This is a genomic window from Yoonia sp. MH D7 (assembly GCF_054439475.1).
The window spans coordinates 915455-929093 of record NZ_JBTJCF010000001.1; the positions used below are offsets into that span (position 1 = coordinate 915455).

Genomic DNA, 13639 nt, shown 5'->3' on the forward strand with positions numbered 1-13639 from the left:
AGAGTCAATAACAAGGGCTTAAAGGGCGGAATTCAGGGCGTTTTTTTTTACTACCAGCGCAGCACAACCGCGCCCCAAGCCAAGCCGCCGCCGATGGCTTCGGTCACGACCAGGTCGCCTTTCTTGATTTTTCCGCTTGCGACACCGATGGACAGGGCCAGTGGTATAGAGGCCGCAGAGGTATTGCCGTGGTCTTGCACCGTCACAATCACGCGGTCCATGCCAACGCCCAGTTTGCGCGCGGTGGATTTGATGATGCGGATATTGGCCTGATGCGGCACGACCCAATCGACGTCGTCAGCGCCAAGCCCGACTTTATCCAAGGCGGTATGGGCGGTTTGGGCCAGTTTTTCGACGGCGTGTTTGAAGATTTCCGGCCCTTGCATGCGCAATACACCCGTCGTCTGCGTCGATACGCCGCCGTCGACATAGAGCAGGTCACGGTAGGTGCCGTCGGAATTAAGGTCGGTGGAGAGGATTCCGCGGTCATCGGTGCTGCCGGTGCCGTCTTGTGCCTCTAACAGGACTGCGCCTGCGCCATCGCCGAAAAGCACGCAGGTGCCGCGATCGGTCCAGTCCATGATTCGGCTGAAGGTTTCGGCGCCGATGACCATCACGCGGTTTGCCTGTCCCGAGACGATCAGCGCGTTTGCATTGGCGAGCCCAAAGGCGAATCCTGCGCAAACGGCTTGCACATCAAAGGCGTAGCCCGTGGTGTTGCCGATTTTGGCCTGCACCATTGTGGCGGCTGAAGGGAAGGTGAAGTCGGCGGTCGATGTGGCAACGATGATTGCGTCCACGTCGTTTGCACCCAGCCCCGCCATGTCCAGCGCGTTTTGGGCGGCAATGGCGGCAAGGTCTGAGGTCGCTTGGTCAGGGGCAGCAAAATGCCGCCGCTCGATGCCAGAGCGCGATTTGATCCACTCGTCGGTGGTATCAAGGGTTTTTTCAAACTCGGCGTTTGAGACGATCCGGTCGGGAAGATAATGCCCGACACCAATTACAACTGCACGACGTGTCATTTTTGCTGATCCGTTTGGGGCGGGGGGTTATTTGGGGGTATCTTGCGCAAGCGTCGCCGCAGATGCAACCCGTGCGGCCAATTTGTCGGAGAATCCCGATTGTGCCAGATGATAAGCGAGGGACAAAGCGGCAGCAATCCCTGTGGCATCGGCGCTGCCGTGGCTCTTGATGACGGTTTGATTCAAGCCCAAGAACACCCCGCCATTGACGCGGCGCGGGTCGATTTTGTGCTGCAACCGCTTGAGCGAGGATTTTGCGAGCAAAGCGCCCAGCATGGAGAAGGGTGTTTTCATCAGTGATTCGCGCAGCAGGTCGGAGATCAGTGTGGCAGTACCTTCGCCGGTTTTCAGCGCCACATTGCCGGTGAACCCGTCGGTGACGATAACATCGACGCGCGAAGAAGGGATGTCGCCGCCCTCAACGAATCCGATGTATTCATATTCGCCTTTTTCCGCCGCGTCCCCGATCATCTCGTGGGCGACTTTCAATTCGGCGCGGCCTTTGTGTTCTTCGGTGCCGACGTTGAGCAGCCCTATGCGTGGACGCTCGATGTCGAGCCCGTTGCGTGCGTAGGAGGCGCCCATGAGGGCGTAGGTCAAAAGATCGTCCTGATCGGCGCGGATATCAGCGCCAGCGTCGAGCATTACATTGAAGCCCGCAGGGTTGCGCGATGGCCAGAGGCAGGCGATTGCAGGCCGATTCACGCCCTCGGCTTTGCGCAGGCGCAGCATGGAAATCGCCATCAGACCGCCGGTATTGCCGCAAGAGACGGCGACGGCTGCCTCGTGGTTGCGCACCGCGTCGATGGTCGACCACATAGAGGTGCCTTTGCCGTGGCGTAGCACATTGCTGGGCTTATCGGTCATTTTCACAACGTCATCGGCATTATGCACAGTTACGCGGTCGGCGATCCGGTGTTTGGTCAACAACGCGGTCAAGTCTGCTATCGGGCCATGTAAAATCGCGCGGGCATCAGGGTTTTCTTTGAAAAACAGCGAAAGGCCCGCAACAACAGCTGCGGGCCCTTTATCGCCACCCATCGCATCAACAGAGATCACATGTGCGGTTGCCGCAGGATGGTCCGTTGTGGATGGGGTCATATCAGGTGACGACAGCTTACGCTGCGTCTTCGTCCAGATCGACGTCTGTTTTTGCGACGATCACTTCACGCGTGGCGTAGTGGTTGCAAGATGGGCAAACGTGGTGCGGGCGCTTAAGCTCGCCACAGTTGTCACATTCGTTTGGATTAGCGGCAACAAGTGCATCGTGCGAACGACGGTTGTTGCGACGGGATTTGGATACTTTATTCTGCTGGACGGCCATGTCTCAACCCTATGATAAGTGGGCAACGTGGCCCGTGTGAAGAAGTCTTTGGGGCCGCCTATACGATTGCGGCAAGCCTGTCGAGACTAGAAGTAAATCAGGCCGCGAACATACTGCGAAAACGTATGGAGGCAACCCTTTTTGCGATTGATTTGGTGATAGTCTATTCGTCTTTGCTTTCCAAGGCCTTGCGAAGGTCACCGAGGCCCGCAAATGGTTTTGCGTCTTCATCGGTCATCGGCGCGATCCCGCTTTTTGCGAAAACGGCGTCACCGAGTTCGGCGTCCGGCGCACGCGGATAGGCAGGCATGCCAAGGGATAAGGCCTCGATTAGCACGCTATAGAGGTCAATGCTGGTGGGCAGGTGTTCGATGTTTTCGTCGGCGGTCATCTCGACCTCCGGTTCTTCGATCTGGGCCACGTCGGCCATATAGGTGCGTTGCACGGGGTCGTCGACACGGCTGGTCACGGGGGCAAGCGTGACGACGCAGTCTTGTACGACTGTCGCGCCCAACGTGCCGCGCAAATTCCAGTCGGTGCGGCCCACCGGCGTGATTGTGCCGGTAAATGTGAGCTTTTTGATTGCAACGATTCCCAAAGCGGCGGCAATCGCCATGCGTTCGTTGGTATTTGGTGCCAAATTGAACGGGGTTGCTTTGCGTGATGCCAGATCGGACAGACGCAGATGTGATGTGGGCAAATCAGACAAGTGTGCTTCCATTCTTGAACAAGTAGGGCTGCATGATGTAGGTGGGATAAAAGGCATAGATCGTATGCGCAAGGGGGCAGTCGAATGGTCAGCAGGTCACATAAGGTTATACGCGGCGCGGCTGTGCTTGCATTGTTGGGCGCAATGGCCTGTTCGCCGGTGGTGCGCAGTCATGGATATTTACCGCCGCCCGAAGATCTGGCGCTGGTGGCAGTGGGCGTTGATACGCGCGAATCTGTGAGGTTAAGCATCGGGCCGCCTACGTCGGGCGGGATTCTGGATGACAGCGGGTTCTATTATGTGACCAGCAAGTTCCGCCATTTCGGTGCGATGGCGCCTGTTGAGGTGTCACGCGAAGTGCTGGCGATCAGCTTTGATGCTAATGGTGTGGTCAGCAATATCGAGACGTTTGGTCTGCAAGATGGCAATGTGATCGTGCTGTCGCGACGTGTGACCGACAATAAAGTACGCGATTCGTCGTTTGTGCGTCAGTTGCTTGGCAGCTTTGGTCAGGTTAACGCCAGTGATTTCCTCGGCGAAGGCTAGGTCGGGTGTGCGGCGGTGACCGCAGCCGCTAGCCCTGCGACGGCCCGCATGGCGCAAAGCCCTGCTGATATCGCGGCATGTCAGGGTTTGCGGCATTCGTGTTTTCACGGACGAGCGGGGCTGGATGTTGATCCGTTTGATACGAATTTTGAACATGTGATGATTGAACGCGCAGGCGTGCTGGTTGGCACGTTGCGTCTACGCGTGCTGCCGGATGGAGCGGATTTCGGGCAAACTTACACCGGCCGGTTTTATGATTTTGGTCCGATGTGTGGCCCGACATTAGAGGTGGGTCGATTCTGTCTGAAGGGTAACGGGGCCTCGTTTGATATTTTACAGCAGGCTTGGGCTGTGATCACGCGGTTGGTAGATCTGCATGGTGTGACGTATTTATTTGGTTGTGCGAGTTTCCACGGGAGTGATCCGGCGCTGTATGCCGATGCGTTTGCACATCTATATCACGGATATCAGGGTAAGATTAAGATCACCCCGAAAGATGTTGATCATAAAGCGTTATCTGAAATTTTTAATGAACCGTTTGATCCGAAGCGAGCCTTTGTCCAGATGCCACAATTGCTACGCACGTATCTGGGATTGGGCGGGTTTGTCAGTGATCATCTGGTATTTGATCGCGAGCTTGGCACGATGCATGTATTTATCGGTGTCGAGATTGCCGCGATACCAGAAGCGCGTGTGAAATCGTTGCGCCGTATGGTGGCCCAGACCGGCCACGAGGATCAGGGGGGCTTGCACAATCGCGCGCCGCGCATTAGCTGACGCGCATGGCAAGAGCACCCTTATTACAACTGTCCGACATCGCCCTCACATTTGGGGGGGATCCTGTATTTGAAGACCTGTCTTTGGTCGTGCAAGGCGGCGACCGTGTCGCGCTTGTGGGCCGAAACGGGTCCGGCAAATCCACATTGATGAAAGTCATGGCGGGTTTGATCGAGGCCGATAATGGCTCGCGGGTTGCAAGCCCTGGCGTGTCCGTGGGCTATATGGAGCAAGACCCGACGATGGAGGGTTTTGCCACGCTGGGCGAGTATGCCGCCAGCGGGCTGCCCGACGATGAAGCCTACCGCGTGGATATGGTGGCCGAAGGGTTGAAGTTTGACCCGATGGGTGACCCCAAGACCGCCTCTGGTGGGGAGCGTCGCCGCGCGGCCTTGGCGAAACTAATGGCCGAAGCGCCCGAGCTGATGTTGCTCGACGAGCCGACGAACCATTTGGATATTGAAGCGATTGCATGGCTTGAAGCCGAGTTGAAATCGACCCGCGCGGCGTTTGTGCTGATCTCGCACGATAGGGCGTTTTTGCGCAACCTGACCCGCGCCACCCTTTGGATTGATCGCGGCCAAGTGCGCCGCGCCGAAGAGGGGTTTGACGGGTTCGAGGAGTGGCGTGACAAGCTGTGGGAAGAAGAAGACCAGCAACGTCACAAGCTGAACCGCAAGATTAAAGCCGAGGCCCGTTGGGCTGTTGAGGGTATTTCTGCACGGCGCAAGCGCAACCAAGGGCGCGTGCGTGCTTTGGCCGATTTGCGGGCGGAAAAGTCGAGCCAGATCATGCGGCAAGGCACGGCAGCAATGGCGTTTGATGGCGGTTCGACCTCTGGTAAGAAGGTGGTTGAGGCCACCGGGTTGGTCAAAACATTTGACGGCAAGCAGATTGTGAAGGGCTTTGATCTGACGATCAACCGTGGTGATCGCGTGGCGTTCGTTGGTCCAAATGGCGTTGGAAAAACCACTGTTCTCAATATGTTACTGGGCTTAATTCAACCCGATGAGGGTGTGGTCAAGCTCGGCACGAACCTTGATATCGCGGTATTTGATCAGGCGCGGGCCGCATTGGATCCGAACCTGACGCTTTGGGAAAGTTTGGTGTCGGATCCGGTGCTGGGCGCGTCTGGCAAGTCTGATCAGGTGATGGTGCGCGGCACGCCCAAGCATGTTGTCGGCTATCTAAAAGAGTTTTTGTTTGATGAAGCGCAAGCGCGCGCGCCTGTGCGGTCGCTGTCTGGTGGCGAAAAAGCGCGATTGTTGCTGGCCCGTCTGATGGCGCGCGAAAGCAATGTGCTGGTGCTTGACGAGCCGACAAACGATCTGGATATCGAGACGCTGGATCTGTTGCAGGACATTTTGGGCGATTATGATGGCACTGTGATGTTGGTCAGCCACGACCGTGATTTTCTGGACCGCGTCGCGACCACGACAATCGCGATGGAGGGCAATGGTCAGGCAGTGGCTTATGCTGGTGGGTGGACGGATTATCAGCAGCAGCGGTCTGATAGTTTGCCTGTACCGGAAAAATCGGTGGGCAAGCAATTGTCCAAAGGTGGCAAGCAAGCGGGTAGTGTGGCGCGTAAAACAACGTTGTCATTCACGGAAAAGCATCGCTTGGAAGAGCTGCCGATTGTGATGGAGAAGTTGCAGGCCGAGATTGCAAAGCTGGAAGAGGTCCTTTCGGACCCTGAGTTGTTTACCAAGCAGTTTGCGAAATTCGAGCGCGCCTCTGATGCGCTGGTAGCCCGTCAGATGTCGCTGTCGGATGCGGAAGAAGAATGGCTTGCGTTAGAAGAAAAGGCCGGCTCTTAATCGAGCCGACCTGATTTTTTCGGATTATGAATATGTTAGGGGTTTGGGGGCGCGTCCCCCAAGCCCCTAATTTTTTTACCCGTCGAAGTTCACTTCTTCCATGATGCGCAATGCAGCTGGACGGTGGGCTGCGAGATCTTCGAGTTTCACGGCGTCTGGGGTAAAGGTGCCCCAGCTTTCCACAACGTCGGAGAGAGGTGCGCCGTCAAGCACGGGGTATTCGCTGTTCAATTCTGCGTAGATGCCCTGCGCTGTCGGGGATACGAGAAATTCCATCAATTGCAGTGCTTCTTCGCGGTTTGGTGCAGCTTTGGTCATCGCAATGCCCGAGATGTTCACATGTGTGCCGCCGTCTTCGAAGGTCGGGAAAATGATACGCACGGAATTTGCCCATTCTGCCTGCTCCGGATCTTCAAGCATCTTGCCCATGTAGTAGGTGTTGCCAAGGCTGATATCGCATTCGCCGGCCCAGATTGATTTGACTTGTGCGCGGTCATTGCCTTCAGGTTTGCGGGCGAGGTTGGATTTTACGCCCTCGGCCCATGTTTTGGCACCTTCTTCGCCATCGTGGTCAATGACCGCTGACAGCAGCGCAAGGTTGTAGTTGTGCAGGCCGGAACGGGTGCAAATGCGTCCTTCCCACTTGTCGGATGCGAGGTCTTCGTAGGTCGTGACCTCACCGTCTGCGACGCGTTCATTGCTGGCGTAGACGATACGTGCGCGTGTTGTGAGGCCGAACCACAGGTTGTCGGCGCTGCGCAGGGTTTCAGGGACTGCTGCGTTCAATACATCGCTTTCGACCGGCTGGATCACGTCGGCGTCGACGATCTGTTGCAGGTTCGCGATATCGACAGTCATGACAAGATCGGCAGGCGAGCGCGCGCCTTCGGCTTTCAGACGCTCGACAAGACCATCGCTGACATAGGCAAGGTTAACGACGATGCCGGTCTCGGCGGTGAAGGCGTCAACAACAGGCTGGATCAACTCGGCCTGACGGGTGGTGTAGACGTTGACGTCGGCAAATGCAGGAGCTGCGATTGCGGCGCAGGCGGACGACAGAAGAAGTGTGCGAAGGGTCATGTGTTTGGCCTTGATCTATGAGAGTTGCTATTGGCCGTTATAAACCCGACTTATTTAGTCAGGTCAATACTTGAATTATTTAGTCGGGTTAGTTTCGTGGCGTTTCGCCTGATCCCAAAGTGCGTCCATCTCGGCAAGGTTACTTTGAGCGGGGGTCTTGCCTATAGAGGCCAGCGCGTCTTCTACCATATTGAAACGGCGTATAAATTTGGCGTTTGTGGCACGCACGGCTGCCTCTGGGTCAACGTCCAGATGGCGCGCCAGATTGGCCATGACAAACATCAGGTCGCCGAATTCTGCGGTGACTTCATCGTGGCTGAGGGTATCGCGGGCTTCGATTAATTCGCCTGCTTCCTCGATGATTTTATCGAGGACATGTGAAGTATCGGGCCAGTCGAAGCCGACGCGGGCGGCGCGTTTTTGCAGTTTTACCGCGCGAGTGAGGGCGGGAAGACCTGCGGCGACCCCGTCGAGGGTGCGGGATTTGGTGCCGCGTTCGCCTGCTTTGATTGCCTCCCAGTCGCGGGTCTGTTGTTCAGCGGATTTGTCGCGTGATTCGTCGCCAAAGACATGCGGGTGGCGGGCGACCATTTTGTCGCTGATCGCTTTGACCACGCTTTCAAAGTCGAAATAGCCCGCTTCCGCGCCGATCGCCGTGTGGTAAACGGTTTGCAGCAGAAGATCGCCGAGTTCGCCTTCGAGATCATCCCAATTGCCACGGGCAATGGCGTCGGCGACTTCGTAGGCTTCTTCGATTGTGTAGGGCGCGATGCTGTCGAAGGTTTGCTCGATATCCCAAGGGCAGCCCGTTTCAGGGTCGCGCAGGCGCCGCATGATTTCGAGGAGCCGCGGCATACCGCCGTTCGGGTCGTGAATTAACGTATCTGCCATTGCGTGGCCTTCCTACATGTTATCAAGTGATCCTATAATTTTAAAAACCGGAGTGCCAGCAATGCCCGTGATCAACCGTATCGCCGATTATACCACCGACATGACTGCATGGCGCAGGCATTTGCACACAATCCCGGAATTGATGTTTGAGTGTCATCAGACGGCGGCCTTTGTGGTGGAGCGGTTGCGTGAGTTTGGCATAACCGAAATTCATGAAGGCATTGCGACCACGGGGATTGTCGCGATTATCGAGGGGCAGGGTGACGGGCCGACGATCGGTTTGCGGGCTGATATGGATGCGTTGCCGATGCAGGAAGAAACGGGGTTGGACTATGCCTCGATTTATGACGGAAAAATGCATGCCTGCGGGCATGACGGGCATACGACGATGTTGCTGGGCGCGGCGCGGTATTTGGCAGAGACGCGCAACTTTAAGGGCCGTGTTGCCTTGATTTTCCAGCCTGCAGAGGAATCGGGCGGCGGTGGTGAGGTGATGGTCAAAGAAGGGATTCTAGACCTGTTCGATATTCAGGAAGTCTATGCGCTGCATAACGCGCCGGACACGCCTGTGGGGCATTTTTATACCACGCCCGGTCCGATCATGGCGGCAGCGGATGATTTTGATATTCATATTGTCGGCAAGGGCGGGCATGGTGCGATGCCGCATGCGGCGATTGATCCGGTGGTGGCGGCGGTGAGCATTGCACAAGCGATCCAGACAATTGTGAGCCGCAATAATTTTTCTCAAGACAATCTGGTGATTTCTGTGACGCAGATTCATACGGGCTCTGCGGATAATGTTATACCTGAAAAAGCGTTTATTAACGGGACTGTACGGACCTTTGATCGTGCTGTTCAGAAGATGGTGATTGCGCGGCTTGAGGCGATTGTCGCGGGCGCGGCAATCAGTTTTGGGGTCGAGGCGGAGTTGGTGTATAACGAGGGCTATCCCGCGACGATCAACGATCCTGAGCGCACGGCGTTTGCGGCGGGCATTGCGCGTGAAGTGGCCGGAGATGCGGGGGTGATTGATGATTCTGGACCAGAGATGGGCGCAGAGGATTTTGCGTTTTTGTTAGAGAAACGCCCTGGATCGTATTTGTTTGTCGGGAACGGTAATACGGCGGGTTTGCATCATCCCGAGTATGATTTTGATGATGAGGCGGCGGCGGCGGGTGCGTCGTTTTTTGCGCGTTTAATTGAACGTGCGCTCCCTGTTTAAGGAATGATATCATGAGTCTAGAAGACGCAAAAACCCAGATTGATCTGGCATTTACCCGTAAGGATCGGCGTGGATTAGCCTATGAAAATGCGTTTAGCGGGGCCACTTCGTTTTTGCGCCGCGCCTATTCCAAGGATGTGGCTGGTGCTGATTTGGTGGTGACGGGCGTGTCGTTTGATCAAGCGGTGACGCACCGTCCGGGCACGCGGTTTGGCCCGCGTGCAATCCGCGAGGCGTCGACGTTGCAGCCTTATGATCCGCCTTATGGTTGGGATGGTTTTGATCCATTGAGCGAGTTCGAGATCGTCGATTACGGCGATATGCCGTTTGATTATGCCAATGTTGCAGGTGTGCCTGCGCTGATTGAGGCGCATATAAAAACTATTATTAATCAAGGACCTGCGACGGTTACTTTAGGTGGTGACCACTTTATTACGCTACCGATTTTGCGGGCTTATGCCGAGAAGTATGGTCCGTTGTCGGTGATCCAGTTTGATGCCCATTCCGATCTGTGGGCTGATGATGATATGGACCGCATCGACCATGGCACGTTTATGTATAAGGCTGTGAAGCTGGGGTTGGTGGATGTGACCCGGTCGGTTCAGATTGGTATTCGTACCGAATGTGACGATTATTTGGGGATGCCGTATATTGATGCGCGTGACGTACATACGAAAGGTATCGGTTATGTCGTTGATAAGGTTAAAAAGATTGTCGGTGATGCGCCGACTTATGTGACGTTTGATATTGATGCGCTTGATCCTGCCTTTGCGCCCGGAACGGGCACGCCGGTTTGGGGTGGGTTGGCGTCGTGGCAAGCCGCGGCGATACTGCGTGATTTAGCCGGTATCAATTGTGTGGGTGGTGATGTCGTTGAAGTGTCGCCACCTTATGATGCGGGCAATGTGACGGCGGTGGCCGGTGCGCATGTTGCGATGGAGCTTTGCTGTCTAGCATTATGGAATAAAAGGAAAATGCCATTTCATGGCATGGGGAACGTTGATGTTTCGTAAAGTGAGGGATGTGTTTTGAAGACTGTTATCATTGTCGTAACTATTTTGGTCTTATTAGTAGGAGTGGCCGTTTATGTACGGCTGGCTGCTGTTGATGTGCCCGAGGTGGCGCAGGTTTATGTGGCGGATAGTTATCTGACCGGTGGTTACGTTGCTGTGCGTGAATTTGAAGGGGAGCGTGACGATGTATTAGCCCGTTTGACGCAGGTGGCGTTGGCAACGCCGCGCACAGTGCTGGTGGCGGATCAGCCGTTGACATTTGTGACCCGTAGTCGCGTGTTTGGGTTTCCTGATGTGAGCCAAGTGACGGCCGTGGATGGTGTGCTGACGATTAAAGCACATCTGGTGTACGGTAAGTCGGATATGGGAGTGAATAAGGCCCGTGTGTTGGCGTGGCTAGCAGCACTTGGTCCGCTATGATTGCTTGACGCAGCACCTGATTTCCCGCATTTGAGGGCCCATGATAGCACCTGATAAAATTGCCCAGATTATTGACCGTTTCCAGTATTTGGAGGCGAAGATGGCGTCTGGGGATGTGGGCGCTCAGATTGCCACCTTGGGTCGTGAATATGCCGAGTTGCGCCCTGTTGTTGAAACGGTGACGGCGTATCGCGATTTGGCGGAGCAGTTGGCCGAGGCCGAGGCGATGATGCGCGATCCTGAGATGCGCGAATTGGCGGAGATCGAGTTTTACGAATTGCGCGATCAGTTGCAGGCATCCGAGCAGGAGGTGCAGATTGCGCTTTTGCCAAAAGATTCTGCCGATGGGCGTCCTGCGCTGTTGGAAATCAGACCTGGTACGGGTGGTGATGAGGCGGGGCTTTTTGCGGCCGACTTGTTGCGCATGTATCAACGATATGCCGAGGCGCAGGGCTGGAAATTCGAGATTTTGGAAGAAAGCCTGTCTGAGCTGGGCGGCGTGAAGGAAGTTGTCGCGCGCATTGCCGGTGATGGCGTGTTTGCCAAGATGAAATACGAGAGCGGTGTGCACCGTGTACAGCGGGTGCCTGAGACCGAAAGTGGCGGGCGCATTCATACTTCTGCGGCGACAGTGGCGGTATTGCCCGAGGCCGAGGATGTCGATGTGCAGATTTCGCCAAATGATATTCGCATTGATACGATGCGCGCGTCCGGGGCGGGTGGTCAGCACGTGAACACGACCGATTCGGCTGTTCGGATTACCCATTTGCCAACGGGAATTATTGTGGTCAGTGCCGAGAAATCGCAGCACCGGAACCGCGAGATTGCGATGCAGGTGTTGAAGACGCGGCTATTTGATCTGGAGCGGCAGCGGGTTGATGGTGAGCGCTCGGCGGACCGGAAGGCGCAGGTTGGGTCGGGTGATCGCTCAGAGCGTATCAGGACGTATAATTTTCCGCAGGGGCGTATGACGGATCATCGGATCAACTTAACGCTTTATTCATTGGCGCAGGTTATGGGTGGTGATCTGAATGAGACGATTGCTGCGTTGCAGGCGGATGCGCAGGCTACATTGCTGGCGGAAATGGGTGCTACGTGACACCCGAAGCGGCGGCGATAGCAAGATTGCGCGCTGCAGGGTTTGAGAATGCGGCGCGTGAAGTGAGATTATTGTGGGGTTCGGTTGTGCCTTACAAGTACGGCGAGCCTGATGCGGAGGGCTTGGCAGCGTTTGAGAATTTGGTGGTGCGGCGATTGGAACATGAGCCGATTTCGCATTTGTTGGGGTATCGTGATTTTTACGACCACCGGTTTTTTGTGACAGCCGATGTTTTGGATCCGCGTCCTGATACGGAGACTTTGGTTGCGGCGTGTTTGGCGTTGCCATTCAGCCGTGTGCTGGATTTGGGCACGGGTTCCGGGTGTATATTATTGTCGTTACTGGCAGCGCGGGATGGTGCCAAAGGGATTGGTGTTGATTATTCTCGAGCGGCTCTGGATGTGGCGGCGCGCAATGTCGCGGCATTGGATTTAAGTGATCGGGCAGGATTGGTGTGTTCGGATTGGTTTGAAAAGGTGGAAGGTGAGTTTGATTTAATCGTATCTAACCCGCCTTATATCGCTGCGGATGAAATGGCCGGATTGCAGCGTGAGGTGCAGATGTTCGAGCCACAGATGGCGCTGACAGATGGTGCCGATGGGTTTTTGTGTTACCGCGCAATTGTCGCGGGATTTGATCCCTATTTACGGTCGGCAGGGTGGCTTGCGGTTGAGATTGGTCCGACGCAAGGGCAGGCTGTGTCGCGCATGATGGTTGATGCAGGATTACAGGATGTGCGCGTCATCGCGGACCTGGATCGCCGTGATCGCGTCGTTTTGGGGCAGAAAACCGCGTAAATCGAGAAGAATTGCCAGTTTTTACTTGCACTGCGCGGAACTTCATGGTTTTTGATAGCCATCGCACGAAGAGCTTTATGCTCGCTCTCGGCGGTTATTGCCAAAAAACGCTTGGGTCTTTGAACGTGCTTTGCATGTAACGGGCCACTTAAAAGCGCAACATAAGCCACAGGGCTTGACGGAAGCACATTTATGAGATCATCGAAGTCACGGTCGCGGAACAATAAAAACCGCAATACCCGTCCATCCGGCGGGAATATCATCAATCGGGTTTTCGATAGCTCTGGTCCTGATGGCAAGGTGCGCGGCACGCCGCAGCAGATTATTGAAAAGTATAACCAGTTACACCGAGACGCCGTTTTGTCGGGCGACCGTGTGGATGCAGAAAACTTTGCCCAGCATGCAGAGCACTATACGCGTATGCAGGCCGAGGCCCAGCGTGAGGTTGATGCCAAGCGCGACGAACAAGAAGAACAGAACCGTGTGCGTCAGGTCGAACGCGACCGCGAACGCGAGGCTCAGGAAGAGCAGAACCGTCAGCGCCAGTCCGAGCGGGACCGTGAGCGGCAAGAGCGGTTGGATGCCCAAGAAGCGGCGTCAAATGATCCGTCCGAGACGGATCAGCCTGAGACAGGGCCCGATTTGGTAGAGACGCCCGAGGCGCAAGAAAAGCCAAAGCCAGTGCGAAAACCACGTCAGCGCAAGCCAAAACCGCCTGCGGAGCCAGCGCCGGAAGCGGCCGAATGAATTTGAGCCCTCCGATTACGGGGGGCTTTTTTTATTGCCGGAGTGGGCTTAGGCCATGATGACGTTTGGGGTATGATTGCGGATAAATATGTCGCTCGGCTGATTTTCAGTGAAATGATTTACAGTTAAATTATTGATTCCGCCAATGTGGTGGAGATTGGCTGTGGCACTA

15 protein-coding genes are annotated in these 13639 nt (G+C 55.6%); 9 read left to right on the forward strand and 6 right to left on the reverse strand.

Going from position 1 to position 13639, the window contains the following annotated elements:
- Positions 1-50 precede the first annotated feature (50 nt).
- The 4 genes from ACXLHR_RS04535 to ACXLHR_RS04550 all read right to left on the reverse strand — a co-directional run bounded on the left by ACXLHR_RS04535 (position 51) and on the right by ACXLHR_RS04550 (position 3055).
- Positions 51-1022 (reverse strand): beta-ketoacyl-ACP synthase III, encoded by a 972-nt coding sequence (locus tag ACXLHR_RS04535; RefSeq protein ID WP_458790344.1) that lies wholly within the window; start codon positions 1020-1022, stop codon positions 51-53.
- Positions 1023-1049: 27 nt separating this feature from the next.
- Positions 1050-2123: a phosphate acyltransferase PlsX gene (gene plsX, locus ACXLHR_RS04540; RefSeq protein ID WP_458790345.1), complete on the reverse strand. Its 1074-nt coding sequence runs from the start codon at positions 2121-2123 to the stop codon at positions 1050-1052.
- Between the two features lie 16 nt (positions 2124-2139).
- Positions 2140-2346: a 50S ribosomal protein L32 gene (gene rpmF, locus ACXLHR_RS04545; protein WP_458790346.1), complete on the reverse strand. Its 207-nt coding sequence runs from the start codon at positions 2344-2346 to the stop codon at positions 2140-2142.
- Positions 2347-2509: 163 nt separating this feature from the next.
- The gene (locus ACXLHR_RS04550; RefSeq protein ID WP_458790347.1) at positions 2510-3055 is read right to left on the reverse strand and encodes a YceD family protein; all 546 of its coding nucleotides are present in this window, start codon (positions 3053-3055) and stop codon (positions 2510-2512) included.
- An 84-nt stretch (positions 3056-3139) separates the two neighbouring features.
- On the opposite strand from ACXLHR_RS04550, the gene ACXLHR_RS04555 reads away from it, so the two are divergent.
- The 3 genes from ACXLHR_RS04555 to ACXLHR_RS04565 are packed head-to-tail and all read left to right on the forward strand — an operon-like array spanning position 3140 to position 6198.
- On the forward strand, positions 3140-3601 hold the full coding sequence (locus tag ACXLHR_RS04555) for an outer membrane protein assembly factor BamE (protein ID WP_458790348.1): 462 nt from the start codon (positions 3140-3142) through the stop codon (positions 3599-3601).
- 15 nt (positions 3602-3616) lie between these two features.
- A complete protein-coding gene (locus tag ACXLHR_RS04560) occupies positions 3617-4378 on the forward strand; it encodes a GNAT family N-acyltransferase (RefSeq protein WP_458790349.1) in 762 nt (253 codons plus the stop codon).
- A 5-nt stretch (positions 4379-4383) separates the two neighbouring features.
- Complete coding sequence (locus ACXLHR_RS04565; RefSeq protein ID WP_458790350.1) at positions 4384-6198, forward strand: ABC-F family ATP-binding cassette domain-containing protein; 1815 nt, start codon at positions 4384-4386, stop codon at positions 6196-6198.
- A gap of 75 nt (positions 6199-6273) precedes the next feature.
- On the opposite strand, the gene ACXLHR_RS04570 is transcribed toward ACXLHR_RS04565, so the two are convergent.
- Together ACXLHR_RS04570 and mazG are read right to left on the reverse strand one after the other, a co-directional pair.
- A complete protein-coding gene (locus ACXLHR_RS04570; RefSeq protein WP_458790351.1) occupies positions 6274-7278 on the reverse strand; it encodes a Fe(3+) ABC transporter substrate-binding protein in 1005 nt (334 codons plus the stop codon).
- Between the two features lie 75 nt (positions 7279-7353).
- Positions 7354-8169, reverse strand: a complete 816-nt coding sequence (mazG, locus tag ACXLHR_RS04575) for a nucleoside triphosphate pyrophosphohydrolase (protein WP_458790352.1) — start codon at positions 8167-8169, stop codon at positions 7354-7356.
- A 61-nt stretch (positions 8170-8230) separates the two neighbouring features.
- On the opposite strand from mazG, the gene ACXLHR_RS04580 reads away from it, so the two are divergent.
- The 6 genes from ACXLHR_RS04580 to ACXLHR_RS04605 all read left to right on the forward strand — a co-directional run bounded on the left by ACXLHR_RS04580 (position 8231) and on the right by ACXLHR_RS04605 (position 13467).
- The gene (locus tag ACXLHR_RS04580; RefSeq protein ID WP_458790353.1) at positions 8231-9391 is read left to right on the forward strand and encodes a M20 aminoacylase family protein; all 1161 of its coding nucleotides are present in this window, start codon (positions 8231-8233) and stop codon (positions 9389-9391) included.
- Between the two features lie 11 nt (positions 9392-9402).
- Positions 9403-10404, forward strand: a complete 1002-nt coding sequence (gene speB, locus ACXLHR_RS04585) for an agmatinase (protein ID WP_458790354.1) — start codon at positions 9403-9405, stop codon at positions 10402-10404.
- A 15-nt stretch (positions 10405-10419) separates the two neighbouring features.
- The gene (locus ACXLHR_RS04590) at positions 10420-10824 is read left to right on the forward strand and encodes a DUF1499 domain-containing protein (protein WP_458790355.1); all 405 of its coding nucleotides are present in this window, start codon (positions 10420-10422) and stop codon (positions 10822-10824) included.
- 40 nt (positions 10825-10864) lie between these two features.
- The gene (gene prfA / locus ACXLHR_RS04595) at positions 10865-11923 is read left to right on the forward strand and encodes a peptide chain release factor 1 (protein ID WP_458790356.1); all 1059 of its coding nucleotides are present in this window, start codon (positions 10865-10867) and stop codon (positions 11921-11923) included.
- Positions 11920-12720 carry a peptide chain release factor N(5)-glutamine methyltransferase gene (prmC, locus tag ACXLHR_RS04600; RefSeq protein WP_458790357.1) on the forward strand — a complete coding sequence of 267 codons (801 nt, stop codon included), beginning with the start codon at positions 11920-11922 and terminating at the stop codon, positions 12718-12720. The genes prfA and prmC overlap by 4 nt, the downstream gene beginning before the upstream one ends.
- A 192-nt stretch (positions 12721-12912) precedes the next feature.
- On the forward strand, positions 12913-13467 hold the full coding sequence (locus tag ACXLHR_RS04605) for a DUF4167 domain-containing protein (RefSeq protein ID WP_458790358.1): 555 nt from the start codon (positions 12913-12915) through the stop codon (positions 13465-13467).
- The last annotated feature ends 172 nt before the right edge of the window (positions 13468-13639 follow it).